Origin of the sequence: Streptomyces sp. NPDC017246 (assembly GCF_044331325.1) — a bacterium.
Taxonomy (GTDB): domain Bacteria; phylum Actinomycetota; class Actinomycetes; order Streptomycetales; family Streptomycetaceae; genus Streptomyces.
This window is the reverse complement of sequence record NZ_JBIRMW010000002.1, coordinates 52,930-78,392: the sequence shown is the minus strand read 5'-3', so window position 1 is coordinate 78,392 and position 25,463 is coordinate 52,930. Positions and strand designations below refer to the sequence as shown.

Sequence of the window (25,463 nt, the reverse complement as noted above, 5' to 3'; positions counted from 1 at the left end):
ATGGGGCGGACGGCGGTTCGCTCGGGAGAGAGGGGACACGACGAAGGCCCCGGTTCGTGAGAACCGGAGCCTTCGATCTTGAGCGGACGACGAGATTCGAACTCGCGACCCTCACCTTGGCAAGGTGATGCTCTACCAACTGAGCCACGTCCGCATTGCTGCCGCTCGGCTTTCACCGGGCGGTGCGAGCACCACTCTACCTGATGCACCGGAGTGCTTGGTCTTGCGATGCAGAGCGGGTGACAGGAATTGCACACTGCGCCTTCCCCCTGGAAGGGGGATGTTCTGCTACTGAACTACACCCGCACGCTGCGTGAGGTGGGGCTTTGCGGCCTCGCCCCTCGGCGTGTTCCAGACTTTAGCGGATCATGGGGGGTGCAATGCAAATCGGCTCGCCGCGACCGCCCCGCCGGCCGGGGCCCGGCCCGCTCGGGACCGGGCCGTGCGCCGCTCAACTCGCGGCGCGGAAGGCTTCGTAGACCCGCTTCGGGATCCGCCCGCGGGCGGGCACCTCCATCTTGTTGGACTGCGCCCAGGCGCGGACCGCCGCCGGGTCGGGGGCGAGGGAGGTGTGGGTGTACGTCTCCACGGAGGGGCTCCGGCCGGCCGCCGCCCTGCCGGACTCCTTGCGCCCGGCGGCGAGGTACGGGGCGAGCGCCTTGCGGAGTTTCTTTGCATTGGCAGCATTCAGGTCGATCTCGTACATCTTCCCGTCGAGGCCGAACGCGACCGTTTCAGCCGCTTCTCCGCCGTCCATGTCGTCGGAGAGTGTGACCACCACACGCTGAGCCACGGATATCGGTCCTTTCCTGCGGCCGATGCCGCAGAGGTGGCGCTTGTGACGCCTCTGACGTGCGGCGATGTCGGCCGTACGGCTGTGCCGGGACAATGCTGCTTTCTTCTGGATTCCTTTCTACAGCGGCAGGTGTCGCATTGTGAAGCCCTGGCAATTGTTTCAGCGTGTCCCGGTGCAATGAGGTCCGCAATATTTCACTCGAATTTTGCGTGGGTGTGCTCGGGCGGGGGCGTGGGTGATGTTCGTCGGTGGAGCGCCGTCCCGGCCTGGCTTTTGGAGGATCCTTCAGATCTCTACCCGCGTAGAATTTGGAGACAGGTACGCTGAGGGAACCGCCCACGCAACACACCACCGGGAGTGCCAGTGGCACGCGTCGTAGTCGACGTCATGCTCAAGCCGGAGATCCTCGACCCTCAGGGGCAGGCGGTGCAGCGTGCACTGCCCCGCCTGGGATTCGCCGGAATCGCCGACGTCCGTCAGGGGAAGCGTTTCGAGCTGGAGGTGGAGGGGCCGGTCGACGATGCCGCCCTCGCCCGCATCCATGAGATGGCCGAAACCTTTCTCGCCAACACCGTGATCGAGGACTTCGTCGTGAAGGTGGAGTCGTGACCGCACGCATCGGCGTCGTCACGTTCCCCGGAACCCTCGACGACCAGGACGCGCTGCGTGCCGCCCGCCTGGCGGGCGCCGAGCCCGTCTCGCTCTGGCACCGCGACAAGGACCTGAAGCAGGTCGACGCCGTGGTCCTGGCCGGCGGCTTCTCCTACGGCGACTACCTGCGGGCCGGAGCCATCTCCCGCTTCTCGCCGGTGATGGAGACGATCATCGAGCAGGCGAAGGCGGGCATGCCCGTCCTCGGCATCTGCAACGGCTTCCAGATCCTCACCGAGGCCCATCTGCTGCCGGGCGCGATGCTGCGCAACAACCACCTCCACTTCATCTGCCGCGACCAGAAGCTGCGGGTGGAGAACGCGGAGACCGCCTGGACCTCGGACTACACCGAGGGCCAGGAGATCGAGGTCCCGCTCAAGAACATGGACGGCCGGTACGTCGCCGACGAGCACGTCCTCGACGAGCTGGAGGCCGAGGGGCGGGTGGCCTTCCGCTACCTGGACGTCAACCCCAACGGCTCGCTGCGTGACATCGCGGGCATCACCAACGCCGCGGGCAACGTGGTCGGCCTCATGCCGCACCCCGAGCACGCCGTCGAGCCGCTGATCGGCACCGGCAAGACGGACGGTCTCGGTTTCTTCACCTCGATCCTCAAGAAGCTGGTCAACGCCTGATGAGCCTCGACACCGTCAAGCACGCGAGCGAGACGCCGGACAGCGAGCAGCCCTGGAAGGAGCTCGGCCTCAAGGAGGACGAGTACGCGCGCATCCGCGAGATCCTGGGCCGCCGTCCCACCGGCGCCGAGCTCGCCATGTACTCCGTCATGTGGTCCGAGCACTGCTCCTACAAGAGCAGCAAGGTCCACCTGAAGCAGTTCGGCGAGAAGGTCCCCGAGAACGACGCCATGCTCGTCGGCATCGGTGAGAACGCGGGCGTCGTCGACGTCGGCCAGGGGTACGCGGTCACCTTCAAGGTCGAGTCGCACAACCACCCCTCGTACATCGAGCCCTACCAGGGCGCGGCCACCGGCATCGGCGGCATCGTCCGCGACATCCTCGCCATGGGCGCCCGCCCCGTCGCGGTCGTCGACCCGCTGCGCTTCGGTGCGGCCGACCACCCCGACACCAAGCGCGTGCTGCCCGGTGTCGTCGCCGGCATCGGCGGCTACGGCAACTGCCTCGGCCTGCCGAACATCGGCGGCGAGGTCGTCTTCGACGAGTGCTACCAGGGCAACCCGCTGGTCAACGCCGGCTGCATCGGCGTGATGAAGCATGAGGACATCCACCTCGCCAAGGCCTCGGGCCCCGGCAACAAGGTGATCCTGTACGGCGCCCGCACCGGCGGCGACGGCATCGGCGGTGTCTCGGTCCTCGCGTCCGAGACCTTCGACGACACCAAGCCCACCAAGCGCCCCGCCGTCCAGGTCGGCGACCCCTTCCAGGAGAAGCTCCTCATCGAGTGCACCCTGGAGATCTTCAAGGAGAAGCTGGTCGCGGGCATTCAGGACCTCGGCGGCGCCGGGCTCTCCTGTGCCACCTCCGAACTGGCCTCGGCCGGTTCCGGCGGCATGCGCGTCGAGCTCGACCGGGTCCACCTGCGTGACGCGACCCTCTCGCCCGAGGAAATCCTCATGAGCGAGTCGCAGGAGCGCATGTGCGCGATCGTCGAGCCGGAGCACGTCGACCGCTTCCTGGAGATCTGCGAGAAGTGGGACGTCATCGCGGTCGTCATCGGTGAGGTCACCGAGGGCGAGCGCCTGGAGATCTTCTGGCACGGCGAGCAGATCGTCGACGTGCCGCCGCGCTCCGTCGCCCACGAGGGCCCGACCTACCACCGGCCGTTCGCGCGCCCGGAGTGGCAGGACGCGCTCCAGGCCGACGACGCCGGCAAGCTGCCCCGGCCGCAGAACGGTGAGGAGCTGAAGGACCAGGTCCTGAAGCTGGTGTCCTCCCCGAACCAGGCGTCGAAGTCCTGGATCACGGACCAGTACGACCGGTTCGTGCAGGGCAACACGGTGCTGTCGCAGCCCGAGGACGCGGGCATGGTCCGTATCGACGAGGAGACCAACCTCGGCGTGGCCATGGCCACCGACGGCAACGGCCGGTACGCGAAGCTCGACCCGTACACGGGTGCGCAGCTCGCGCTGGCGGAGGCGTACCGCAATGTCGCCGCCTCCGGTGCCAAGCCGCTGGCGATCTCGGACTGCCTGAACTTCGGTTCGCCCGAGGACCCGGCCGTGATGTGGCAGTTCGCCGAGGCCACCCGTGGTCTCGCGGACGGCTGCCTCCAGCTGGGCACCCCGGTGACCGGCGGCAACGTCTCGCTCTACAACCAGACCGGCGAGGTCGCCATCCACCCGACGCCGGTCGTGGCCGTGCTCGGTGTGATCGACGACGTCAACCGCCGTACGCCGATCGCCTTCGCGGAAGAGGGCCAGCTCCTCTACCTGCTGGGCGACACGCGTGAGGAGTTCGGCGGCTCGGCCTGGTCCGAGGTCGTCCACCGGCACCTCGGCGGTATGCCGCCGGCCGTGGACCTCGACCGGGAGAAGCTGCTCGGCGACATCCTGATCTCGGCCTCCCGCGACGGCATGATCGACGCGGCGCACGACCTGTCCGACGGCGGTCTCGTCCAGGCGGTCGTCGAGTCCTGCCTGCGCGGCGGGAACGGCGCCCGGCTGGTCGTCCCGGAGGGCCTGGACGCGTTCACGTTCCTCTTCAGCGAGTCGGCGGGCCGTGCGGTCGTCGCCGTCCCGCGCAGCGAGGAGCTCCGCTTCACCGACATGTGCGGTGCGCGGGGTCTGCCGGCGGCGCGGATCGGTGTCGTCGACGGTGACGCGGTCGACGTCCAGGGCGAGTTCGCGCTCTCCCTGACGGAGCTGCGTGCGGCGCACGAGGCGACGATCCCGGCCCTGCTGGCCTGATACGGAGCACCGGGGAAGCCCCCGTCCGGACCGAAGGGTCCGGGCGGGGGCTTTCGCGTCTCTCCCTTGCGAGTGATTACGTAATTACGTAATCTCGATGGCATGGAGCTGGAAGAGCGGGTCGTCGCGCTGGAACGGCGTATCGCGGCCCTGGAACACGCGGCCGAAAGCACCACCGAAGCCGCGGAGCGCCCCGCGCCCCGGGCCGCCGACGCGCCCGAGGTCACCGACAGCCCCCTCTGGGCCCTCGAAGGCCTCAAGGCGCGGCTCGCGGCGGACCCGGGGGACGGGGGCGAGGACGGCGCGGTCGTCTTCACGGGGGCGGTCAGGCTGCCGACCCGGGAGCGGTACGAGTGGCAGTTCGGCGCCTTCACCGGGCAGCTCTTCGAGGAGGACTGGGCGGACGCCGCGGAGTCCTTCGCCGCGCTCGGCCATCCCGTGCGGCTCCGGCTGCTGCGGGAGATCCTCGGTGGCCGGCGCACCGCCGCCGAGCTGGCGGAGCTGGCGGAGATCGGCACGACCGGCCAGATCTACCACCACCTGCGCCAGCTGACCGGCGCGGGCTGGCTCAGGACCGTCGGACGCGGTCGCTACGAGGTCCCCGGAGCGCGGGTCGTCCCGCTCCTGGTGGTCCTCATCGCGGCCCGCCCGTAACCGTCACCACGATCCCGGGGGAATCCGGAATGTCCTCGCGCAAACTGCCGATGGTCCTCCACCGCCTGCTGTGGCTGGCGTTCGTCGTCCAGGTGGTCGCCTCGTTCGTCGTCGAGCTGCCCTACCCGTACTGGGTGGGCTGGCTGCCCGTGATCGTCGCGATGATCCTCGGCGTCGGTCTCTCCCGGACCGCCCGCCGCCGGGCCATGGCCACGCCCCGCGCCGCGGTCGAGGTGGACCCGCCGGTCACCGGCCGCTGGTCGGCGCTGAACAGCCCGGCGGACCGGACGCCCAGCCACGGCACCCACCAGCTGGGCCAGACCTACGCGATCGACGTCACCCGGGAGGACGGGGCGCGGCCCCGCCCGGGCTTCGCGTGGCTGTGGCCGGTGGTCCGGAGGACCGAGGGCTTCCCGGCCTTCGGCGCACCGCTGTACGCGGTCGCCGACGCGACCGTCGTGCACGCCGAGGACGGGCAGCGCGACCACCTCAGCCGCAACTCGCTGCTCGGTGTCCTCTATCTGCTGCTCGTCGAGGCCGGTGCGCGGAGCATCGGGGGAGCCCGCCGCATCACCGGGAACCACCTCGTCCTCGACCTCGGCGACGGCACGTACGCGATGTACGCGCATCTGAGGCGCGGCTCCCTCGCCGTCCGGCCGGGCGACCGGGTCACGGCCGGCCAGGAGCTGGCCCGGTGCGGGAACTCGGGCAACTCCACCGAGCCGCACGTGCACTTCCAGCTGATGGACGGCCCGGACCTGGACACGGCGAGCGGAGTGCCGTTCACCTGGCGCGGTGTCGGTGTGCCGAGGAACGGCGAGACGTTCGAGGTGCCGCGCGACGCCGTCTACTCGGCCTGACCCCAGAAGCTGTCGGAGACGTCGATGTCCTCGACGCACTCGTCGATGTCGGAGATCTTGCCGCCGATGATCGTGAAGACCAGTGCGCCGTTCATCTCGATGCCCAGGCCCTTGTCCTCGCGGGTGGCGAAGAACCTGTTCGCCGCCACGGCATGGCCGCGGCCGTCGACGGAGACGCTGTGCAGCTCGACCCGCATCTCGCCGCGGGTGAGTTCGAACATCTTCCGGTACATGTCGAGGACGTTGTCGCGGCCCTTGATGTGCCCGGAGATCTGGCTCTCGCCGGGGGAGTGGTGCGTGCAGTCCGTCGTCATCAGGGTGCCGACGGTCTCCATGTCCCCACGGGTCCATGCCTCGAAGCCCCGGCGGACCAGGGCGGCGTCAGGGTGCTCGGCCATGACCGATCGACCCCTCTCGTACGGGTAGGTGTGCGGGCGGCCCTCCCCTTCCAGTCTCCGACTACCCTCGCCCCCATGCCACCGGCCAAGAAGCGCACCCGCAGCTACGACTCCGCCAAGACCAGGGCCGCCGTGCTCGCCCAGTTCCGGCACGTACGGGAGGCGGTGGAGGCGCTCACGCCCGAACAGCTCGACGGCCCGACCCGGCTGGGGGAGTGGACGGTACGGGAGCTGGCGGCCCACCTCGCGTGGATGGTCGACTCGGTGCCGCAGCTCCTGGCGATGCCGGAGCGGGGGCAGGACCGGCTCGCCCTGCTCGACTGGCCGTCCGCGACGGCGGGAGCCGCCGAACGGATCGACGCGCACACCCGCGGCATCGACGCCTCCGACCTGCCGGGGCTCTACGCGCGCGTGGCCGAGGAGTACGAGCGGGCCCTGGCCGACGCCCCCGACGGCCGGCTCCTGCCGCTGAGCTTCGGCGCGATGACCCTCGCCGACTTCCTCGTCACCCGGACCGTCGAACTCGTCGTCCACACCGACGACCTGAACGCGGCGACCGGCGCCGGCATCCCCTTCGACCGGCAGGCCCTCGCCGCCTGCACCCGGCTGCTCGCCGACGCGGTCGCGGCGAAGGCCCCGGGCGGGGCGGTCGAGGTGCGGATCCCGCCGTACGCGGTGGTGCAGTGCGTGGAGGGCCCCCGGCACACCCGGGGCACCCCGCCCAACGTGGTCGAGACGGACCCGCTGACCTGGCTCAGGCTGGCGACCGGCCGGGCCGGGTGGGCGACGGAGCTGGACGAGGCCCGGGTCGCCGCGAGCGGCGAACGCGCGGATCTGCGGGACCTTCTGCCGCTGATGGGCTGAGGCGTACGGGAGCCCTCACGGAACCGTCTTCCGCCCGCGTCCGTCCCAGTCCCATGCAGACGCAGACGCCGCGCATCCTCGCATCCTCCGCCCTGGTCCTTCTTCTCGCCGCGTGCGGCACGGAGGGAGGCACGGGATCCGGTTCCGGCTCCGACACCGTCTCCCCCGATCTGCCCGTCGCGGGTACGCACTGGACGATCGGCTCCGTGACGGTCGACGGGCGAAGGTCCGCCGCCCCGGACGGTGCCCGGGTCGAGTTCGGCACGGACGGCCGCGCCCGGGGGAACGGCGGCTGCAACACGCTCTCCGCGGACGTCGCGGTCAAGGGGGACACCCTCACCGTCTCCCAGCAGACGATCACCGAGATCGGCTGTCCCGAGGACCGGCGGCGTTTCGAGGAGGAGCTGGTCAAGGCCTTCGCGGGCCCGCTCAGGGGGCAGCAGAGGGGCGAGGCCCTCACCCTGACGTCCCCGGACGGCCGCAACGGTCTGGAGCTCACCGCCGAGGCGGACCTCCCGCTGCGCGGCACCACCTGGAAGATCGACGGGCTGCTCTCCGGGGACACCGCCTCGTCCCTGCCCGCGGGCAGCGGGGACAAGGCGCGGTTCGTCCTCGGCGCGGACGGCCGGGTCACCGGCAATCTGGGCTGCAACAACTTCTCCGCGACCGCCCGGGTGGAGGGCAAGACCCTCACGATCGAGGGCCCGGCGGCGACCACCCGGATGATGTGCACGAGCCCGCAGATGCATCTGGAGACGCAGCTGTACGAGCTCCTCGACGGCCCGCTCACCTACCGGCTCGACCACCGGACGCTGACCCTCACGGACCCGTCGGGCGAGGGCCTCGGAGCCACCGCCGTCGACGCGAAGGCGGCCGGAAAGGCGTCGTCGCATCCCTAGCCGGGGTGCACTCCGTCACATCGCGGGGAGGCTCCCGCCCTGGTACGAGCGTCCGCTCGGGAGGGCCTCCGGGGTGGGAACCCTTCCCCCGCCTGCTTTGTAGCCCTCTCCAAGCCGGAGATGATCATTTCGTGCGATCGCACGAGTGGGGCCGAGCCCCAAATCCTCAATTCGGACCAGTGGTCGAGCCCGTCTACACTCGGAAACGTGCCACGTGGTGACGGTCGACTCAATCACGACTTGCTCCCCGGAGAGAAAGGCCCCCAGGACGCTTGTGGCGTCTTCGGTGTCTGGGCTCCGGGTGAAGAGGTCGCAAAGCTCACGTACTTCGGGCTCTACGCCCTCCAGCATCGGGGCCAGGAATCCGCGGGAATCGCGGTCAGCAACGGCTCCCAGATCCTCGTCTTCAAGGACATGGGCCTCGTGTCCCAGGTCTTCGACGAGACCTCTCTCGGTTCCCTCCAAGGTCATATCGCGGTCGGTCACGCCCGCTACTCGACCACCGGTGCCTCCGTGTGGGAGAACGCGCAGCCGACGTTCCGGGCGACCGCCCAGGGCTCGATCGCGCTCGGCCACAACGGCAACCTGGTGAACACGGCGCAGCTCGCCGAGATGGTCGCCGACCTGCCCAAGAAGGAAGGCCGGACGACTCGCGTCGCCGCCACCAACGACACCGACCTGGTGACCGCGCTCCTCGCGGGCCAGGTGGGCGAGGACGGTACGCCGCTCACCATCGAGCAGGCCGCCGCGAAGGTTCTCCCCGAGGTCCGGGGCGCCTTCTCCCTCGTCTTCATGGACGAGCACACGCTCTACGCGGCCCGTGACCCGCAGGGCATCCGCCCGCTGGTCCTCGGCCGTCTGGAGCGCGGCTGGGTGGTCGCCTCCGAGTCCGCCGCTCTCGACATCTGCGGCGCCAGCTACGTCCGCGAGGTCGAGCCGGGCGAGATGATCGCGATCGACGAGAACGGCATCCGTACCTCGCGATTCGCGGAAGCGAAGCCCAAGGGCTGCGTCTTCGAATATGTGTACCTGGCCCGCCCGGACACCGACATCGCCGGCCGGAACGTGTACCTCTCCCGCGTGGAGATGGGCCGCCGCCTCGCGAAGGAGGCGCCCGTCGAGGCCGACCTGGTGATAGCGACGCCGGAGTCCGGAACCCCGGCCGCGATCGGCTACGCCGAGGCCTCGGGCATCCCCTTCGGCGCGGGCCTGGTGAAGAACGCCTACGTCGGGCGCACCTTCATCCAGCCCTCCCAGACCATCCGCCAGCTCGGCATCCGGCTGAAGCTGAACCCCCTCAAGGACGTCATCAAGGGCAAGCGCCTGGTGGTCGTCGACGACTCGATCGTCCGCGGCAACACCCAGCGCGCCCTGGTCAAGATGCTCCGCGAGGCCGGCGCGGCCGAGATCCACATCCGGATCTCCTCGCCGCCGGTGAAGTGGCCCTGCTTCTTCGGCATCGACTTCGCCACCCGCGCGGAGCTGATCGCCAACGGCATGTCGATCGACGAGATCGGCAAGTCGCTGGGCGCGGACTCGCTCTCGTACATCTCCCTCGACGGGATGATCGAGGCGACCACGATCCAGAAGCCGAACCTCTGCCGTGCCTGCTTCGACGGCGAGTACCCGATGGAGCTGCCGGACCCCGAGCTGCTCGGCAAGCAGCTCCTGGAGAACGAGCTGGCCGCGGGTCCCGCGGCCACTGCGGCCTCCGACGCGCTCCGTCGCCCGTAAGCCGCTGCAACCGCAGTACGCAACCGCAGTACGAGCAGTACGACACGAAAGCTCTGAACCCATGTCTCAGACCACCGGTGCCAGCTACGCGTCCGCGGGCGTCGACATCGAAGCGGGCGACCGCGCCGTCGAGCTCATGAAGGAGTGGGTGAAGAAGACGCAGCGCCCTGAGGTCCTCGGTGGCCTCGGGGGCTTCGCCGGCCTCTTCGACGCCTCCGCCCTCAAGCGCTACGAGCGTCCGCTGCTCGCCTCCGCCACCGACGGTGTCGGCACGAAGGTCGACATCGCCCGCCAGATGGGCGTGTACGACACGATCGGCCACGACCTGGTCGCGATGGTCATGGACGACATCGTCGTCTGCGGCGCCGAGCCGCTCTTCATGACCGACTACATCTGTGTCGGCAAGGTGCACCCCGAGCGGGTCGCCGCCATCGTCAAGGGCATCGCCGAGGGCTGTGTCCTGGCCGGCTGCGCCCTGGTCGGCGGCGAGACGGCCGAGCACCCCGGCCTCCTCGGCCCGGACGACTTCGACGTCGCCGGCGCCGGCACGGGTGTCGTGGAGTACGACCGGCTCCTCGGCGCCGATCGCATCCGTACGGGGGACGCGGTCATCGCCATGGCCTCCTCGGGTCTTCACTCCAACGGGTACTCGCTCGTCCGGCACGTGGTCTTCGACCGCGCCGGGATGACCCTCGACCAGCAGGTCGATGAGCTCGGCCGGACGCTCGGCGAGGAGCTCCTGGAGCCCACGAAGATCTACTCGCTGGACTGCCTGGCCCTCACCCGGACCACGGACGTCCACGCCTACAGCCACATCACGGGCGGTGGCCTCGCGGCCAACCTGGCCCGGGTGATCCCGGACGGCCTGCACGCCACGGTCGACCGTTCGACCTGGGCGCCGGGCGCGATCTTCGACCTGGTCGGCAAGGCCGGTCAGGTGGAGCGCCTGGAGCTGGAGAAGACCCTGAACATGGGTGTCGGCATGATGGCCGTCGTGCCGGCCGACTCCGTGGACGCGGCCCTGACGACGCTGGAGGACCGCGGCGTCGAGGCCTGGGTCGCGGGCGGGATCACCGAGCGCGGCGCGCACACCACGGGCGCCGAGCTGGTCGGGGACTACGCGAAGTAGAGCGGGCAGAGCGGTACGTGGCGGGGCGCTCCTGAGGGGGCGCCCCGTTCGCGTGGCGCGGGCTGTTCGGGTCCGTAGGGGCCGTGCCGCCCCCGGTCCGCCGGGCCGCGGACAGCACAGAAACCCGGCCGGGTGATCCCGGACCGGGTTTCTGCGATGCGATTCAGAAGGTCAAGCGCGACGCGGGGACGCACTCGGACCGGACTCGTCGTCCTCGTCCTCGTCGTCCTCGTTGTAGAGATCCGCGTACTGGGCGTACGGGTCGTCTTCCTCGTCGTCGTCCTCGAACGGCTCGCCATTCGGCGGCTGATTCGAAGTCGAAGCGCCCAGCTCATTGGCCAGACGCGTCAGGTCTGTCCCGCCGCTGCTGTACTTCAGCTGGCGGGCGACCTTGGTCTGCTTGGCCTTTGCCCGGCCGCGCCCCATGGCTCGACCCCCTCGGTGACGGGGCTCGGTGGCCCCAGAGTCTTGACACGCGTTCATGATTCGGAACGGACTCTCGACAGAGAGACCGGTCCGTAGGGCTTCAACGGTACCTGTTTCCGCGGGTCTACGGTACGCCGCGCGCATCACATACCCCGGTACAGAACCATCGAGGTGCCCTCTCCTCGCTGGTCAATCGCGATTTTAACCTCTTCTCGAGGTCCGACCCGCCGAGGGGCGTGAGCGAAATCTCCCCGGCGGCGGACCGGCCCCGTGTGCGGCGCGCGCGCAGCCCCTGTGCGGCCCGTGTGCGGCCCCGGCGGGGCCACACACGGAAAAGCCGCGGATCGGACGCGGATCCGGCGTGGATCCGGCGCGGATCAGGCGCGTCGCGCGTCGGCCATCCGCTGCTCGGCGATCCGGTCGGACGCCGCGGCCGGCGGAATACCGTCGGCCTTCGCACGTGCGAAGATTTCGAGCGTGGTGTCGAAGATCTTCGTGGCCTTCTTCTTGCACCGGTCGAAGTCGAAGCCGTGCAGCTCGTCGGCGACCTGGATCACGCCACCGGCGTTGACCACGTAGTCGGGCGCGTAGAGGATCCCGCGCTCCACGAGGTCCTTCTCGATGCCCGGGTGGGCGAGCTGGTTGTTGGCCGCGCCGCAGACGATGCTCGCGGTGATGAACGGGACGGTCTCCTCGTTCAGGGCGCCGCCGAGCGCGCAGGGCGCGTAGATGTCGAGACCCTCGACGCGGATCAGCGCCTCGGTGTCGGCGACGACGGTGACCTGCGGGTGCTTGTCGGTGATCCGGCGCACCGACTCCTCGCGCACATCGGTGATCACGACCTCGGCGCCGTCCTCCAGGAGGTGCTCGACGAGGTAGTGGCCGACCTTGCCGACACCCGCGACGCCGACCTTGCGGCCGCGCAGGGTCGGGTCGCCCCACAGCGTCTGCGCGGAGGCGCGCATGCCCTGGAAGACACCGAAGGCGGTGAGGACGGAGGAGTCGCCGGCGCCGCCGTTCTCGGGGGAGCGGCCGGTGGTCCACCGGTTCTCGCGGGCGACGACGTCCATGTCGGCCACGTAGGTGCCGACGTCGCAGGCCGTGACGTACCGGCCGCCGAGGGAGGCGACGAAACGCCCGTAGGCGAGGAGGAGCTCCTCCGTCTTGATCTTCTCCGGGTCGCCGATGATGACGGCCTTGCCGCCGCCGTGGTCGAGACCGGCCATGGCGTTCTTGTACGACATGCCGCGGGCCAGGTTGAGCGCGTCGGTGATCGCCGCGGCCTCGGAGGCGTACGGGTAGAAGCGGGTGCCGCCGAGGGCGGGGCCCAGGGCGGTGGAGTGGAGGGCGATGACGGCCTTGAGGCCGGTGGCGCGGTCCTGGCAGAGCACGACTTGCTCGTGGCCACCCTGCTCCGAGTGGAACAGAGTGTGCAGTACGTCAGCAGGAACGCCGGTCACAGCGGTCACGGTGGTGACTCCCAAGTACGAAGCGGCGGTGTGGGCCCTCCCTACGGGTGGGGGAGGACCGGTTCGGCAAGAGAGTAAGTCCTACCTGGGCGTAGATCAGCGGCAGTGCTCAGGATCACCCCCTCCCGGAGTACCTCCGTGGAAGGATTTGCGACATGTCGGTCGCCTCCTCGGTCCTCATCCCCTACGCGTCCTATCTGCGGGTGTACGAGCCGCTGGCCGCGTTCCCCGAGCCGGAGCGGACCCACTGGGCCCGCTACGCCCGTCGGCCGCTGACTCCGGGCGCCCAGGAGGAGCTGCGCCGTTCGCTCGCGGACCTGCTGCCGACGCCCCCGGTCCCGGTCCCGGTCCACGAGAGCGGGGAGGCCTTCGTCGCCCATCTGGACGGGGTGGTGGTGATCTGTCCGTGGCGGACGCGGCTGCGGGGGTGGCTGGCGCTGCAGGAGCTGGACGGCCAGTTCCCCGAGCCGGTGCTCGACGCGATGCTGCCGCCGGTGGTGCGCCTGCAGGTGGCGAGCGACTACGAGCGGTGGCTGAGCAGGAACCCGGACGCGCGGCCGTGGATCCGTACGGCGGTCTGGCAGGTGCCGCTGCGCTGGTTCGCGCTCTTCGGGGACGAGGACAAGCAGTACGAGCCGGGGGCGCCGGGCGGCGAGGGGGCCGCGGAGCCGGCCCGGGCGCCGGTGCTGCGCTACCGGACGACGATGGCGCAGGCGCGCCGCCGTCTCGCGCGGGCGCTGCGGGCGCTGCGGGAGTCGATCGACGACGGTCCGATGACGGAGGGCCTGATCGAGGTGGGGCGGTGGCTGGAGGAGTTCCATCCGCGCGCCCTGGTGGAGCTGGACTTCGGCGGGCTCGTGCACGCGGTCACGGAGGAGTGGCTGGCGGAGGACCGGTCGGCGGCTCAGATGGCGGAGGGGATCGCGGCGCTGCGGGCCGGCGACGGCGAGGGGGCGAGTGGCGCGTACGGGCGGCTCGCGGAGCGCTGGCGGACGGTGAGGGAGCTGCGCTTCGCGAATTGACATCAGTCGGGCATCTTCGTCAGGTCGGTATCGACAAGACATGTCCGGCGGGTGTAAATGATCTTCAGGGATGTCCGGATACCGCATGCCCGGTTTTCGCCGACGGGGGTGTCCGGGCCTTTCGGCACCCGATGGGCGGGGACGTTGGTCCCGATCCGGGCCTTTGGCTCAAGCGTGACGGACAGCACGTAACGCACCCTTGCGCCCATCACCCACCCTCGTGCCAAAATAGGACAAGGAGTCCGGGGAGGGTTCCTTCCGTCCATCTATGGGCGGAACGCTCAGCATTGCACTCTATGGGGGGTCTGAGGACTCCTGATCGCTCTGTGACTGATCGTCACAGCAGCGTGACTGTCCGTTATGGCATGGTCCATCGACTTCCGCCGCTGATGAACACCTGCGAGGGCAATTCCATCGGTTTGGCCGACGTGGCTGGACGGATGGTGTAGTTGTAGTGCCGAGGACAAGCCGTTCGTCCTATAACCGACTCGGCCCGCTTCTGCCATTTCGGGCAAGGCGGGTCAAGGTGCAGAATTTAGAGGAAAGAACCGAGAAGGTTCGGTTCTCCCGAGGAGGCCGCTCATGACCGCTCGCACCCCTGATGCCGAGCCGCTGCTGACCCCTGCCGAGGTTGCCACGATGTTCCGTGTGGACCCGAAGACGGTGACCCGTTGGGCGAAGGCCGGGAAGCTCACGTCCATCCGCACCCTGGGTGGGCACCGCCGCTACCGCGAGGCTGAGGTCCGCGCGCTGCTGGCGGGCATTCCGCAGCAGCGCAGCGAGGCCTGAGGTCGCGCAAACACCCCGTAGTACCCCGCAGCACCCCGTAACACCGGGCCTGTCCGGATCCCCCAATCCGGTCGCCCACCCCTAGCTCTGCCGACGGATTCCTGCCCCAACAGGCCTTCGTCAACGATCGCGCTGGACTCCGCCGGGTCTGGCGCGATCTTCTTTTGTGTCCGGCGCCACTCTTCGAAGAGCGGTGCAATTGCACATATTAAATCGGGCCGGTGTAGGGAGGGTGTAAGTGAAGCGGTTTCTGAAACTGCCTCAGTGACTCCCGTCACACGGGCGAGGTCTTGCCAAAGAACGGCCTCCCACCCCGCGGAACGCTTCCAACCCGCCGTTGGTCATGGGTCGGTGGGACTTTCGTCCCCGGCCCCGCAGGCCGGCTCCACGGGCTCTGCCGGCTCCTCGGGTCCCTCGGCCGCGTCCGGCTCGGGGAGCTCCGCCGGCTCCGGAAGCTCCGGAAGCTCCATGGAGAGCCGCAGGAGGCGATGGCAGACCACACAGTGGCGTGTGAGGTGTCCGTAGCGGGACGCGGCCGCCAGATGGGCGCGCAGCAGCGCGTGCGTCTCGTGCCGTGCTGCGGATGCCGCGGCCATGCGCGACCACCTCCGGTGTGGGCCCCCGAATCCCTGATGTCCGGGGTACCGGCGGGCGCGTGGCCCCGTCAAGACACGGGAACACAACGAAAGGCCCGCATCTCGCGATGCGGGCCTTTCGGTAAAGCGAACCTGACGGGACTTGAACCCGCGACCTCCACCTTGACAGGGTGGCGAGCTAACCAACTGCTCCACAGGTCCTTGCTTGCGGCCCCTCGTGAGTGGCTGCAAGCAAGACTGTACAGCAGGTCAGCGGTCCGGTCGAACTCACCGTCGGCCGCCGCACCGCGGCGGCCCTCAGGGCGCCGCCGCGTCGATCGCCTTCACGATCCTCTTGTCCGAGACGGGGTACGCCGTACCCAGCGCGTGCGCGAAGTAGCTCACCCGCAGCTCCTCGATCATCCAGCGGATGTCGGTGACCTCGGACGGCACCGGGCGGCCCTTCGGGAGCTGTTCGAGGAGCCAGGCGTACTCGTCCTGCATCTCCTGGACCTTCTCCATCCGGGTGGTGTCCCGCTGGACCCCGGTCGGCATCTGCTGGAGCCGCCGGTCCACCGCCACCAGATAGCGCATCAGGTCCGGGAGCCGCTTCAGCCCCGTACGGGTGACGAAGCCGGCCGGCATCAGCCACGCCAGCTGCGCCCGCACGTCCGCCAGGTTGTTGATCAGGGCCAGGCTGCCCGTGGACTTCAGCCGGCGCTCGCACGCCTGCCAGGCCGCCAGGATCTGCTGGACCTGGCCCACCGTCCGCACCGTCGTGTCCACCAGGTCCGCCCGGACCTTGTCGAACAGCTTCCGGAAGGACTCCTCGTCCCAGGCCGGGCCGCCGTGGTCCGTGATCAGCCGGTCGGCCGCGGCGGTCGCGCAGTCGTCGAAGAGGGCCTGGATCGACCCGTGCGGGTTCGAGGACAGGGCCAGCTTCTGCTGGTTGGTCAGCTTGTCCGAGGCGAACTTCGCCGGGTTCACCGGGATGTTCAGCATGATCAGCTTCCGGGTGCCCCGCCACATCGCCTGCGCCTGCTCGGCCTCCGTGTCGAAGAGCCGTACGGCGACGGTCGCGCCCTCGTCCACGAGCGCCGGGTACGCCTTGAGCGGCTGGCCGGCCCGCTTGGTCTCGAAGACCCTCGTGAGGGTCCCGATCGTCCAGTCCGTGAGCCCCGAGCGCTCCAGGGACGGCCCGGAGCCGTCCGGGCCCCCGGTGGCCGCCGCGGCGGCCTGGGAGAGGGCCTTGCGGGCCTTGGGGCGCAGCTGCAGCCGCAGCGTCTCCAGGTCCTTGTCCTCGGCGAGCTTCCTGCGCCGCTCGTCGACGATCCGGAAGGTGACCTTGAGGTGCTCGGGCACCTTCGCCCAGTCGAAGTCCTCGGCCGTGACCGGTACCCCGACCATCCGCTGGAGTTCGCGGGCCAGCGCCCCCGCCAGCGGCTCCTGCACCGGCACGACGACGTCCAGGAAGCGGGACGCGAAGTTCGGCGCGGGGACGTAGTGGCGGCGGATCGGCTTCGGCAGGGAGCGGATCAGCTCCGTGACGACCTCGGTGCGCAGCCCCGGGATCTGCCACTCGAAGCCCTCGTCCGTCACCTGGTTCAGCACCTGGAGCGGGACGTGGACGGTCACGCCGTCGGCGTCCGCGCCGGGCTCGAACTGGTACGTCACCCGGAACTTCAGCGGGCCCTGCCGCCAGGAGTCCGGGTAGTCGTCCTTGGTGACCCCGGCGGCCTTCTCGTTGATGAGCATCTCGCGCTCGAAGTCGAGGAACTCCGGTTCCTCGTGGCGCTTGTGCTTCCACCAGGAGTCGAAGTGGGCTCCGGACACGACGTGTTCGGGGACGCGCTTGTCGTAGAAGTCGAAGAGCGTCTCGTCGTCCACGAGGATGTCCCGGCGCCGCGCCCGGTGCTCCAGCTCCTCGACCTCGGTGAGGAGCTTGCGGTTGTCCGCGAAGAACTTGTGGTGGGTGCGCCAGTCGCCCTCGACGAGCGCGTTCCTGATGAACAGGTCGCGGGAGATCTCGGGGTCGATGCGGCCGTAGTTCACCTTGCGGTCGGCGATGATCGGGACGCCGTACAGGGTCACCTTCTCGAAGGCCATCACGGCCGCCTGGTCCTTCTCCCAGTGCGGCTCGCTGTACGTCTTCTTCACCAGGTGCTGGGCGAGCGGCTCGATCCACTCGGGCTCCACGCGCGCGTTGACCCGGGCCCAGAGGCGCGAGGTCTCCACCAGCTCGGCGGACATGACGAACCGCGGGGGCTTCTTGAAGAGCGCGGAGCCGGGGAAGATCGCGAACTTGGCGCTGCGGGCGCCGAGGTAGTCGTTCTTCGCGCCCTCCTTCACGTCCTTCATGCCGATGTGCGACAGCAGACCGGCGAGCAGGGACACGTGGACGGACTGCTCGGGAGCGTCCTCCTCGTTCACATGGATGCCCAGCTGCTTCGCGACCGTCCGCAGCTGCGCGTAGATGTCCTGCCACTCGCGGATGCGCAGGAAGTTCAGGTACTCCTGCTTGCACATCCGGCGGAACGAGGAGGAGCCCCGCTCCTTCTGCTGCTCACGGACGTACCGCCACATGTTCAGGAAGGCGAGGAAGTCGCTCGTCTCGTCCTTGAACCGGGCGTGCTGCTGATCGGCCTGCGTCTGCTTCTCGGCGGGCCGCTCGCGCGGGTCCTGGATGGAGAGCGCGGCGGCGATCACCATCACCTCCCGTACGCAGCCGTTCTTGTCGGCCTCCAGGACCATCCGGGCGAGCCGGGGGTCGACGGGCAGCTGGGAGAGCTTCCTGCCCTGCGGGGTGAGCCGCTTCTTCGGATCCTTCTCCGCGGGGTCGATCGCGCCCAGCTCCTGGAGGAGCTGCACGCCGTCCCGGATGTTCCGGTGGTCCGGCGGGTCGATGAAGGGGAACTTCTCGATCTCGCCGAGGCCGGCCGCGGTCATCTGGAGGATGACGGAGGCCAGGTTCGTCCGGAGGATCTCGGCGTCCGTGAACTCCGGGCGGGTGAGGAAGTCGTCCTCGGAGTAGAGGCGGATGCAGATGCCGTCGGACGTACGGCCGCAGCGGCCCTTGCGCTGGTTGGCGCTGGCCTGGCTGACCGGCTCGATCGGCAGCCGCTGCACCTTGGTGCGGTGCGAGTAGCGGGAGATGCGGGCGGTGCCCGGATCGATGACGTACTTGATGCCGGGGACGGTCAGCGAGGTCTCGGCGACGTTGGTGGCGAGGACGATCCGGCGGCCGGAGTGCGCCTGGAAGACCCGGTGCTGCTCGGCGTGCGAGAGGCGCGCGTAGAGCGGGAGGACCTCGGTGTTGCGGAGCTGCCGTTTGAGCAGGGCGTCCGCGGTGTCCCGGATCTCGCGCTCGCCGGAGAGGAAGACCAGGACGTCGCCGGGGCCCTCGGCCTGGAGTTCGTCGACGGCGTCGCAGATCGCGGTGATCTGGTCGCGGTCCGAATCCTCGGAGTCCTCTTCGAGGAGGGGCCGGTAGCGGACCTCGACCGGGTACGTACGGCCGGAGACCTCGACGATCGGCGCCTCGCCGAAGTGGCGGGAGAAGCGCTCGGGGTCGATGGTCGCGGAGGTGATGACGACCTTGAGGTCGGGGCGCCTGGGAAGCAGCTGGGCCAGATAGCCGAGCAGGAAGTCGATGTTGAGGGACCGCTCGTGGGCCTCGTCGATGATGATCGTGTCGTAGGCGCGCAGCTCGCGGTCCGTCTGGATCTCGGCGAGCAGGATGCCGTCCGTCATCAGCTTCACGAAGGTCGCGTCGGGGTTCACCTGGTCGGTGAAGCGGACCTTCCAGCCGACGGCCTCGCCCAGCGGGGTCCGCAGCTCCTCGGCGACCCGCTCGGCGACCGTGCGGGCGGCGATCCGGCGGGGCTGGGTGTGCCCGATCATGCCCCGGACGCCCCGGCCGAGCTCCAGACAGATCTTCGGGATCTGGGTGGTCTTCCCGGATCCCGTCTCACCGGCGACGATCACGACCTGGTGGTCGCGTATCGCCTCCAGGATCTCGTCCTTCTTCTGCGAGACGGGCAGCTGTTCGGGGTACGAGACCGCGGGCACGCGGGAGGCGCGCCCGTCGACGCGTTCCTTGGCCTTGGCCGCCTCGACGGCGATCTCGTCCAGGACGGCCGCGCGGGCCTCGGGCTTGCGGATGCGGCGGGCGCCTTCGAGACGGCGGCCGAGCCGGTGCGAGTCCCGCAGCGAGACCTCGGCCAGGACGGACTGGAGGGCGGCGAAGGAAGTAGACATACGGAATCCAGGATCGCACCTGCGGCCGAGAAGCGGCGAACCGATTTACGAGTGGCTCGCCCAAGGGGCCGGTACGAGGGGTGCGTACTATTTCGGACACGTCGACCGGCCCGGAGAGGTTTCGCATGTTCTGCACCGCCCGCGTGCCGATGGCGTTCGCCGCCCTCGCGGCTCTGGTGCTCGGCCTCCTGGTGTGCGGGGCGACGACGGACACGCCCGCGGGGACGGCCCCGGTCGTCCTGGGCGCCGCCGTGCCGGGCTGCGATCCGGGCCACCCCGCCGACGAAGGGGCCGCGGGGCCCGTCGTACCGCCGCGTGCGCACGGTTTCGCCGAGCTGCTGCCCTCGCTCGCCGCCGACCGGACCCCCTGCGGGACCCGGGCGCCGGATCCGGGCGCCCGGGGCGCGGCGCCGGGGCGGGAGCTCCCCGCGCGCGTACCGCTGTCTCCCGTGGAGCTGTCGGTCCTGAGGGTGTAGACGGACGGCCGCCCTCCGCCGTCCCTCCCGCCTTCCTTCTCCTCAGGAGCAGTTCCGCATGCCCAAGTCCAAGCCGCTCGCGATCGTCTCCGGGGTGGCGGTCGCCGCCGCCCTGCTCGGCGTCGTCTCGTACACCGCCACCAAGCCCGCGGACCCCGGCGCTTCCGGCTCCTCGTCCGTCGCCGAGGTCTCCGCCGATCCGTCCGCCGGCGTCTACGCCGAACTGGAGGCGTACGCCCGCCGCGACGCCTCCGACAAGCTCGCCCTGGGCCGGGCCGACGCGCCCGTCGTGCTCATCGAGTACGCCGACTTCAAGTGCGGCTACTGCGGGAAGTTCGCCCGGGACACCGAGCCGGTCCTGGTGAGGAAGTACGTGGAGAACGGCACCCTGCGCATCGAATGGCGCAACTTCCCGATCTTCGGCGAGGAGTCCGAGGCGGTCGCCCGCGCCTCCTGGGCCGCCGGGCGGCAGGGAAGGTTCTGGCAGTTCCACAAGGCCGCCTACGCCGAGGGCGCCAAGGAGAAGGGCTTCGGCAAGGACCGGCTCGCCGCCCTCGCCGAGGAGGCGGGCGTCCCCGACGCGGCCCGGTTCGCGAAGGACACCGACGGGGCGGCGGCCCGCGAGGCCGTCCGCGCGGACCAGGAGCAGGGGTACTCCCTCGGCGCCACCTCCACCCCGTCCTTCCTGGTCAACGGCCGGCCGATCGCCGGAGCCCAGCCTCTGGAGACCTTCACGGAGACGATCGTGGCGGCGGCGAAGGCGGCCGCAGCCAAGGGGAAGGGGAAGGCCGGGGGGAAGGCCGAGGAGAAGGGGAAGCCCGAGGAGAAGGCGCCGGAGGCGGACCGGGGCACCACGAAGCCGGACGCCGGGCAGTGACCTCCGGCATCGGCTACTTCGCCGCCTTCCTCGGCGGGCTGCTCGCCCTGCTCAGCCCGTGCAGCGCCCTGCTCCTGCCCGCCTTCTTCGCGTACTCGATCGAGACCCGCGCGAAGCTCGTGGCCAGGACCGGCATCCTCTACGCGGGCCTGGCGACCACCCTGGTCCCGCTCGGCGCCGCCGGCTCCTTCGCCGGCCGCCTCTTCTACGGCCACCGGGACCTCCTGGTCACCGTCGGCGGCTGGCTGATCATCGGGCTCGGTGTGCTCCAGATCCTCGGGCTGGGCTTCGCCTCCCGGCGCATCGCCGAGGCGAGCGGCCGGATCCGGCCCACCTCCGCCCTCTCCGTCTACGCCCTCGGTCTGGTCTACGGCCTCGCGGGCTTCTGCGCGGGCCCGATCCTCGGCAGCGTCCTGACGGTGGCGGCGCTGAGCGGCAGCCCGGCGTACGGGGGACTGCTCCTCGCCGTGTACGCGCTCGGCATGGCGGTCCCGCTGTTCGTCCTCGCGCTGCTCTGGGAGCGGTACGACCTGGGCAGGCGGTCCTGGCTGCGCGGCCGGCCGCTCAAGGCCGGGCGGCTCACCGTCCATTCGACCTCGCTGCTCTCGGGCCTCTTCTTCGTGGCCCTCGGCACGCTCTTCCTGGTCTTCGACGGGACGACGGCGCTGCCGGGCCTGCTGTCGGTGGACGACTCGTTCGCCGTGGAGCAGCGGGTGGCCTCGCTGGGCCGGGCGGTCCCGGACTGGGCGCTGCTCGTCGCGGTGGTGGCCGCGGTGGCGCTGGTGCTCGCCCTGCGGGGCAGGCGGGGGAGCCGCTCGCGGGAGCGCGAGGAGGTGTGACGGTACGGGGGAGGGGCGCCGGCCTCTCCCCCGTACGGCCGCTTTCCTCGCGGCCCCTTCCGGTTCCGGGAACGACGAAGGCCCCGTTCTTTCGAACGGGGCCTTCTGTTTGTGGCTGGGGCCGGGGTCGAACCGGCGACCTATCGCTTTTCAGGCGATCGCTCGTACCAACTGAGCTACCCAGCCACGAAGCCGTTTCCGGCTTCAGCGACTCTGACGGGACTTGAACCCGCGACCTCCACCTTGACAGGGTGGCGAGCTAACCAACTGCTCCACAGAGCCAAGCTTGTGCGCGATCACTAGTCTCGCACACGGTAATGCGTACCCCCAACGGGATTCGAACCCGTGCTACCGCCTTGAAAGGGCGGCGTCCTGGGCCACTAGACGATGAGGGCCAGAGGCTCACCTGCGCACTTCCCAGTGCGTCGGGGACGTGAGAAGCATATGGGATGCCGGGCGCTATCGCCAAAACGGTTTCCGGCGGGGGGACAATGGGCGCGTGCTGGAGATGACGCGCGAGGAGTTCGAAGAGCTGGTCGCCGAGGCCCTGGACCGGATTCCGCCGGAACTGACGCGGCTGATGGACAACGTCGCGGTGTTCGTGGAGGACGAGCCGTCCCCGGACGATCCCGAGCTGCTCGGGCTCTACGAGGGGACGCCGCTGACCGAGCGCGGCGAGTGGTACGCCGGCGTGCTGCCGGACCGGATCACGATCTACCGGGGGCCGACGCTGCGGATGTGCGAGTCGCGCGAGGACGTGGTCGCGGAGACCGAGATCACCGTGGTGCACGAGATCGCCCACCACTTCGGCATCGACGACGAGCGGCTGCACGCGCTGGGCTACGGCTGAGCGGACCGCCGGACCGCCGGACCGCCGGACCGCCGGACCGCCGGACCGCCGGACCGGACCCCGGGACGACCCCGGCCGACGTCCGGGCCCGTTCGGGCGTGTCCCTTGCGGCGCCGGGGGAGTTGGGCAGTGCAACGCGTTCCGTTCCTGCCTGTTGTGTCCTGGAGGTGCCCCCGTGCGCCATTTGCCCACCCCGGTGAGATGGGCCGCCACCGCGCTGGCCGTCGCGGCCTGTGCCGGTCTGAGCGGCTGTATGAGTGTGAGCGACGAGGGGGCGAAGCCGACGCCCGGCGCGTCCGGCGGGAAGCGGGGCGTGGTGACCGATCCGGACGGCGGCGGCGCCGGGCTCCCCGGCGGTGGCGGCGGCGCCTGGAACGGCCGGCCGGGCGGCGGCGGACCGGACGTCACGGGATCGGGCACGGAGTCCCCGGTGCCGAGCGGCTCTCCCTCGGGGACGGTGAAGCCCTCCGCGGGTGCCGTGCTGCCGGTGGAGGGCCCGGGCGGCTCCGGAGGCCCGTCCAAGACGCAGCCGACGGACGGCGGCCACGGAGGATCCGGCGGTGACGCGGGCGGCTCCGCCGGGAACAACGGCGGGAACGGGGGCGGCGGAAGCGGCGGCGGGGCCAACGGCGGCGGGTCCGGCGGCCCCGGGGGCGGCGGGGCGACCCCGACGCCGGAGCCGACCGTCCCGAGCCCCGAGCCGACCCCGGAGCCGACCGTGCCGACCCCCGAGCCGACTCCGGAACCGACCTCGAACCCGACCGATCCGCCGGCGCCCGGGGCCGACACCCAGATGGGTGCCATGCGTGCGGCGGACGGGCCGGGCGCACCCCCGGAGCCGGTGGCATCTCCGCAGGTCGGACCGGTGTGAGGGAGTCCGATTTGCCATAGGTGGGGGAGGGTGCGTATGGTGGTAGATCGTTTGATCCCATTGCCCGGCGCCGACACAGAAGAGCGCCGTGTGGCGCGTACTCTCCCTAGCCGTGGCTGACCGCATTGAGGCGGTCGTTTGCGAAATCACGGAGTTGACGGGCGCGTGCCGAGACTCCGGAAGGTTTCGCATTTCGCATGTCCATTTTCAGTTCTGACCACGCCGTCATGCCCGAGAACGACGAGATCGTCGAGGCCGTAGAGGCCACCGAGATCGTCGAGACGGCCGTCATCGACGCCGCCGACATCCTCGACGCCGACATCGACGCCGACGACTTCGTCGACGCTCTCGACACCGACTCGGACGACTCCGCCGAGGAGCCCGCCGAGCCCACCATCACCTTCGGCGACCTCGGTCTGCCGGACGGCGTCGTCCGCAAGCTCGCGCAGAACGGCGTCACCACCCCCTTCCCGATCCAGGCCGCGACCATCCCGGACGCCCTGGCCGGCAAGGACATCCTCGGCCGTGGCCGTACCGGCTCCGGCAAGACCCTCTCCTTCGGTCTGCCGCTCCTGGCCGGTCTCGCCGGTGGCCACACCGACAAGAAGAAGCCCCGCGGCATCATCCTCACGCCGACCCGTGAGCTCGCGATGCAGGTCGCGGACGCCCTCCAGCCCTACGGCGACGTGCTCGGCCTCAAGATGAAGGTCGTCTGCGGCGGTACCTCCATGGGCAACCAGATCTACGCCCTGGAGCGCGGTGTCGACGTCCTCGTCGCCACCCCGGGCCGTCTCCGCGACATCATCAACCGCGGCGCCTGCTCCCTCGAGAACGTGAAGATCGCGGTCCTCGACGAGGCCGACCAGATGGCCGACCTGGGCTTCCTGCCCGAGGTCACCGAGCTGCTCGACCAGATCCCCGGCGGCGGCCAGCGCATGCTCTTCTCCGCCACCATGGAGAACGAGATCGGCACCCTGGTCAAGCGCTACCTGACCGACCCCGTCACGCACGAGGTCGACAGCGCCCAGGGCAACGTCACGACCATGACCCACCACGTCCTCGTCGTGAAGCCGAAGGACAAGGCGCCGGTCACCGCCGCCATCGCCGCCCGCAAGGGCCGCACCATCATCTTCGTCCGCACCCAGCTCGGCGCGGACCGCATCGCCGAGCAGCTCCAGGACTCGGGCGTCAAGGCCGACGCCCTGCACGGCGGCATGACGCAGGGCGCCCGTACCCGCGTCCTCGAGGACTTCAAGAAGGGCTACGTCAACGCGCTCGTCGCGACCGACGTCGCCGCCCGAGGCATCCACGTCGACGGCATCGACCTCGTGCTCAACGTGGACCCGGCCGGCGACCACAAGGACTACCTGCACCGCTCGGGCCGTACCGCCCGTGCCGGCCGCTCCGGTGTCGTGGTCTCCCTGGCCCTGCCGCACCAGCGCCGCCAGATCTTCCGTCTGATGGAGGACGCGGGCGTCGACGCCTCGCGCCACATCGTCGGCGGCGCCGGCGCGTTCGACCCCGAGGTCGCCGAGATCACCGGCGCCCGTTCGCTCACCGAGGTCCAGGCCGACTCGGCGAACAACTCGGCCAAGCAGGCCGAGCGCGAGGTCGTCGACCTGACCAAGCAGCTGGAGCGCCTGCAGCGCCGCGCCGTCGAGCTCCGCGAGGAGGCCGACCGCCTGGTGGCCCGCGCCGCCCGTGAGCGTGGCGAGGACCCGGAGGCCGCTGTGGCCGAGGTGGCCGAGGCCGCCGAGGCGGAGATCGCCGCCGCCGCCGCGGAGGCCGAGCGTGCCGCCGCTCGCGCCGAGGAGCAGCGTCGCGAGGAGCGTCCGGCCCGCGACGAGCGGGGCAACTACGAGCGCCGTGACAACCGTGGTGGCGACCGCGGTGGCTTCAACCGTGACGACCGCGGCGGTGACCGTGGTGGTTTCCGCGGCGGTGACCGTGGTGGCGACCGTGGTGGCTTCCGCCGCGACAACGACCGTCCGTCCGGTGGCTTCCGTCGCGACGACCGCCCCTCGGGTGGCTTCAACCGTGACGACCGCGGTGGCGACCGTGGTGGCTTCCGCCGCGACAACGACCGTCCGTCCGGTGGCTTCCGTCGCGACGACCGCCCCTCGGGTGGCTTCAACCGTGACGA

At 70.3% G+C, this 25,463-nt stretch carries 24 protein-coding genes and 6 tRNA genes; 17 read left to right on the top strand and 13 right to left on the bottom strand.

What is annotated here, in order from left to right; translation table 11 throughout:
- Positions 1-81: 81 nt before the first annotated feature.
- The 3 genes from ACH4MY_RS05050 to ACH4MY_RS05040 all read right to left on the bottom strand — a co-directional run bounded on the left by ACH4MY_RS05050 (position 82) and on the right by ACH4MY_RS05040 (position 793).
- Positions 82-154 (bottom strand) — tRNA-Gly (locus tag ACH4MY_RS05050).
- Between the two features lie 80 nt (positions 155-234).
- A tRNA-Gly gene (locus tag ACH4MY_RS05045) sits at positions 235-306 on the bottom strand.
- Between the two features lie 145 nt (positions 307-451).
- Positions 452-793 (bottom strand): Lsr2 family protein, encoded by a 342-nt coding sequence (locus ACH4MY_RS05040; protein WP_397997684.1) that lies wholly within the window; start codon positions 791-793, stop codon positions 452-454.
- Positions 794-1,159: 366 nt separating this feature from the next.
- Here ACH4MY_RS05040 and purS point away from each other — a divergent pair, with 366 nt between their 5' ends.
- From purS to ACH4MY_RS05015, 5 genes are all read left to right on the top strand, one after another.
- Positions 1,160-1,405 carry a phosphoribosylformylglycinamidine synthase subunit PurS gene (gene purS / locus ACH4MY_RS05035; RefSeq protein ID WP_015035032.1) on the top strand — a complete coding sequence of 82 codons (246 nt, stop codon included), beginning with the start codon at positions 1,160-1,162 and terminating at the stop codon, positions 1,403-1,405.
- On the top strand, positions 1,402-2,082 hold the full coding sequence (gene purQ / locus ACH4MY_RS05030) for a phosphoribosylformylglycinamidine synthase subunit PurQ (protein WP_397997681.1): 681 nt from the start codon (positions 1,402-1,404) through the stop codon (positions 2,080-2,082). Before purS ends, purQ begins: the two co-directional genes overlap by 4 nt.
- Positions 2,082-4,331: a phosphoribosylformylglycinamidine synthase subunit PurL gene (purL, locus tag ACH4MY_RS05025; protein WP_397997678.1), complete on the top strand. Its 2,250-nt coding sequence runs from the start codon at positions 2,082-2,084 to the stop codon at positions 4,329-4,331. The genes purQ and purL overlap by 1 nt, the downstream gene beginning before the upstream one ends.
- A gap of 102 nt (positions 4,332-4,433) precedes the next feature.
- Positions 4,434-4,985: an ArsR/SmtB family transcription factor gene (locus ACH4MY_RS05020; protein ID WP_397997676.1), complete on the top strand. Its 552-nt coding sequence runs from the start codon at positions 4,434-4,436 to the stop codon at positions 4,983-4,985.
- 29 nt (positions 4,986-5,014) lie between these two features.
- Entirely contained in the window at positions 5,015-5,845 is an 831-nt protein-coding gene (locus ACH4MY_RS05015) for a M23 family metallopeptidase (RefSeq protein WP_397997673.1), read from the top strand.
- Here ACH4MY_RS05015 and ACH4MY_RS05010 read toward each other — a convergent pair.
- Complete coding sequence (locus tag ACH4MY_RS05010; protein WP_397997671.1) at positions 5,833-6,243, bottom strand: nuclear transport factor 2 family protein; 411 nt, start codon at positions 6,241-6,243, stop codon at positions 5,833-5,835. The two genes, ACH4MY_RS05015 and ACH4MY_RS05010, sit on opposite strands and share 13 nt — an antisense overlap.
- A 75-nt stretch (positions 6,244-6,318) precedes the next feature.
- On the opposite strand from ACH4MY_RS05010, the gene ACH4MY_RS05005 reads away from it, so the two are divergent.
- From ACH4MY_RS05005 to purM, 4 genes are all read left to right on the top strand, one after another.
- A complete protein-coding gene (locus ACH4MY_RS05005) occupies positions 6,319-7,107 on the top strand; it encodes a sterol carrier family protein (RefSeq protein ID WP_397997668.1) in 789 nt (262 codons plus the stop codon).
- Between the two features lie 53 nt (positions 7,108-7,160).
- A complete protein-coding gene (locus ACH4MY_RS05000) occupies positions 7,161-8,006 on the top strand; it encodes an META domain-containing protein (protein ID WP_397997666.1) in 846 nt (281 codons plus the stop codon).
- A 207-nt stretch (positions 8,007-8,213) separates the two neighbouring features.
- On the top strand, positions 8,214-9,740 hold the full coding sequence (gene purF, locus ACH4MY_RS04995; protein WP_189834799.1) for an amidophosphoribosyltransferase: 1,527 nt from the start codon (positions 8,214-8,216) through the stop codon (positions 9,738-9,740).
- 61 nt (positions 9,741-9,801) lie between these two features.
- Complete coding sequence (gene purM / locus ACH4MY_RS04990) at positions 9,802-10,869, top strand: phosphoribosylformylglycinamidine cyclo-ligase (RefSeq protein ID WP_397997662.1); 1,068 nt, start codon at positions 9,802-9,804, stop codon at positions 10,867-10,869.
- Between the two features lie 171 nt (positions 10,870-11,040).
- Here the strand turns inward: purM and ACH4MY_RS04985 are convergent, their stop codons facing one another.
- On the bottom strand, positions 11,041-11,295 hold the full coding sequence (locus ACH4MY_RS04985; RefSeq protein ID WP_030318267.1) for a DUF3073 domain-containing protein: 255 nt from the start codon (positions 11,293-11,295) through the stop codon (positions 11,041-11,043).
- 377 nt (positions 11,296-11,672) lie between these two features.
- Positions 11,673-12,764: a Leu/Phe/Val dehydrogenase gene (locus tag ACH4MY_RS04980; protein WP_397997659.1), complete on the bottom strand. Its 1,092-nt coding sequence runs from the start codon at positions 12,762-12,764 to the stop codon at positions 11,673-11,675.
- Between the two features lie 155 nt (positions 12,765-12,919).
- Between ACH4MY_RS04980 and ACH4MY_RS04975 the strand changes: the two genes are divergently transcribed.
- Positions 12,920-13,786, top strand: a complete 867-nt coding sequence (locus ACH4MY_RS04975) for a hypothetical protein (protein WP_397997657.1) — start codon at positions 12,920-12,922, stop codon at positions 13,784-13,786.
- Between the two features lie 2 nt (positions 13,787-13,788).
- Here the strand turns inward: ACH4MY_RS04975 and ACH4MY_RS04970 are convergent, their stop codons facing one another.
- Complete coding sequence (locus tag ACH4MY_RS04970) at positions 13,789-13,974, bottom strand: hypothetical protein (RefSeq protein WP_397997654.1); 186 nt, start codon at positions 13,972-13,974, stop codon at positions 13,789-13,791.
- Between the two features lie 394 nt (positions 13,975-14,368).
- Between ACH4MY_RS04970 and bldC the strand changes: the two genes are divergently transcribed.
- Positions 14,369-14,575, top strand: a complete 207-nt coding sequence (bldC, locus tag ACH4MY_RS04965; RefSeq protein WP_003949541.1) for a developmental transcriptional regulator BldC — start codon at positions 14,369-14,371, stop codon at positions 14,573-14,575.
- Between the two features lie 341 nt (positions 14,576-14,916).
- On the opposite strand, the gene ACH4MY_RS04960 is transcribed toward bldC, so the two are convergent.
- The 3 genes from ACH4MY_RS04960 to hrpA form a co-directional block, all read right to left on the bottom strand.
- Positions 14,917-15,171 (bottom strand): DUF6274 family protein, encoded by a 255-nt coding sequence (locus tag ACH4MY_RS04960; protein ID WP_397997651.1) that lies wholly within the window; start codon positions 15,169-15,171, stop codon positions 14,917-14,919.
- A gap of 127 nt (positions 15,172-15,298) precedes the next feature.
- Positions 15,299-15,372: transfer RNA gene (locus ACH4MY_RS04955), tRNA-Asp, on the bottom strand.
- A gap of 96 nt (positions 15,373-15,468) precedes the next feature.
- Positions 15,469-19,407, bottom strand: a complete 3,939-nt coding sequence (hrpA, locus tag ACH4MY_RS04950) for an ATP-dependent RNA helicase HrpA (RefSeq protein WP_397997648.1) — start codon at positions 19,405-19,407, stop codon at positions 15,469-15,471.
- A 125-nt stretch (positions 19,408-19,532) separates the two neighbouring features.
- Here hrpA and ACH4MY_RS04945 point away from each other — a divergent pair, with 125 nt between their 5' ends.
- The 3 genes from ACH4MY_RS04945 to ACH4MY_RS04935 are packed head-to-tail and all read left to right on the top strand — an operon-like array spanning position 19,533 to position 21,599.
- Positions 19,533-19,883, top strand: a complete 351-nt coding sequence (locus ACH4MY_RS04945) for a hypothetical protein (protein WP_397997645.1) — start codon at positions 19,533-19,535, stop codon at positions 19,881-19,883.
- A gap of 58 nt (positions 19,884-19,941) precedes the next feature.
- On the top strand, positions 19,942-20,760 hold the full coding sequence (locus tag ACH4MY_RS04940) for a DsbA family protein (protein ID WP_397997642.1): 819 nt from the start codon (positions 19,942-19,944) through the stop codon (positions 20,758-20,760).
- The gene (locus tag ACH4MY_RS04935; protein ID WP_397997639.1) at positions 20,757-21,599 is read left to right on the top strand and encodes a cytochrome c biogenesis CcdA family protein; all 843 of its coding nucleotides are present in this window, start codon (positions 20,757-20,759) and stop codon (positions 21,597-21,599) included. Before ACH4MY_RS04940 ends, ACH4MY_RS04935 begins: the two co-directional genes overlap by 4 nt.
- Before the next feature lie 112 nt (positions 21,600-21,711).
- Here ACH4MY_RS04935 and ACH4MY_RS04930 read toward each other — a convergent pair.
- The 3 genes from ACH4MY_RS04930 to ACH4MY_RS04920 all read right to left on the bottom strand — a co-directional run bounded on the left by ACH4MY_RS04930 (position 21,712) and on the right by ACH4MY_RS04920 (position 21,994).
- A tRNA-Phe gene (locus tag ACH4MY_RS04930) sits at positions 21,712-21,785 on the bottom strand.
- Between the two features lie 22 nt (positions 21,786-21,807).
- Positions 21,808-21,881 (bottom strand) — tRNA-Asp (locus ACH4MY_RS04925).
- Between the two features lie 40 nt (positions 21,882-21,921).
- Positions 21,922-21,994, bottom strand: a tRNA-Glu gene (locus ACH4MY_RS04920).
- Positions 21,995-22,098: 104 nt separating this feature from the next.
- On the opposite strand from ACH4MY_RS04920, the gene ACH4MY_RS04915 reads away from it, so the two are divergent.
- The 3 genes from ACH4MY_RS04915 to ACH4MY_RS04905 form a co-directional block, all read left to right on the top strand.
- Positions 22,099-22,449 (top strand): metallopeptidase family protein, encoded by a 351-nt coding sequence (locus ACH4MY_RS04915; protein ID WP_030496497.1) that lies wholly within the window; start codon positions 22,099-22,101, stop codon positions 22,447-22,449.
- A 175-nt stretch (positions 22,450-22,624) separates the two neighbouring features.
- Positions 22,625-23,320 (top strand): hypothetical protein, encoded by a 696-nt coding sequence (locus tag ACH4MY_RS04910; protein ID WP_397997636.1) that lies wholly within the window; start codon positions 22,625-22,627, stop codon positions 23,318-23,320.
- 197 nt (positions 23,321-23,517) lie between these two features.
- Positions 23,518-25,463 (top strand): DEAD/DEAH box helicase (locus tag ACH4MY_RS04905; protein ID WP_397997633.1); only part of this gene is annotated, 1,946 nt, incomplete at its 3' end.

Coding starts and splice junctions, on each gene's coding strand:
- hrpA (WP_397997648.1), bottom strand. CDS start 19,407: ATGTCTACTTCCTTCGCCGCCCTCCAGTCCGTCCTGGCCGAGGTCTCG.
- ACH4MY_RS05015 (WP_397997673.1), top strand. CDS start 5,015: ATGTCCTCGCGCAAACTGCCGATGGTCCTCCACCGCCTGCTGTGGCTG.
- ACH4MY_RS04945 (WP_397997645.1), top strand. CDS start 19,533: ATGTTCTGCACCGCCCGCGTGCCGATGGCGTTCGCCGCCCTCGCGGCT.
- ACH4MY_RS05020 (WP_397997676.1), top strand. CDS start 4,434: ATGGAGCTGGAAGAGCGGGTCGTCGCGCTGGAACGGCGTATCGCGGCC.
- ACH4MY_RS04960 (WP_397997651.1), bottom strand. CDS start 15,171: ATGGCCGCGGCATCCGCAGCACGGCACGAGACGCACGCGCTGCTGCGC.
- ACH4MY_RS04940 (WP_397997642.1), top strand. CDS start 19,942: ATGCCCAAGTCCAAGCCGCTCGCGATCGTCTCCGGGGTGGCGGTCGCC.
- ACH4MY_RS04985 (WP_030318267.1), bottom strand. CDS start 11,295: ATGGGGCGCGGCCGGGCAAAGGCCAAGCAGACCAAGGTCGCCCGCCAG.
- bldC (WP_003949541.1), top strand. CDS start 14,369: ATGACCGCTCGCACCCCTGATGCCGAGCCGCTGCTGACCCCTGCCGAG.
- ACH4MY_RS05000 (WP_397997666.1), top strand. CDS start 7,161: ATGCAGACGCAGACGCCGCGCATCCTCGCATCCTCCGCCCTGGTCCTT.
- ACH4MY_RS05005 (WP_397997668.1), top strand. CDS start 6,319: ATGCCACCGGCCAAGAAGCGCACCCGCAGCTACGACTCCGCCAAGACC.
- purM (WP_397997662.1), top strand. CDS start 9,802: ATGTCTCAGACCACCGGTGCCAGCTACGCGTCCGCGGGCGTCGACATC.
- purL (WP_397997678.1), top strand. CDS start 2,082: ATGAGCCTCGACACCGTCAAGCACGCGAGCGAGACGCCGGACAGCGAG.
- ACH4MY_RS04975 (WP_397997657.1), top strand. CDS start 12,920: ATGTCGGTCGCCTCCTCGGTCCTCATCCCCTACGCGTCCTATCTGCGG.
- ACH4MY_RS05010 (WP_397997671.1), bottom strand. CDS start 6,243: ATGGCCGAGCACCCTGACGCCGCCCTGGTCCGCCGGGGCTTCGAGGCA.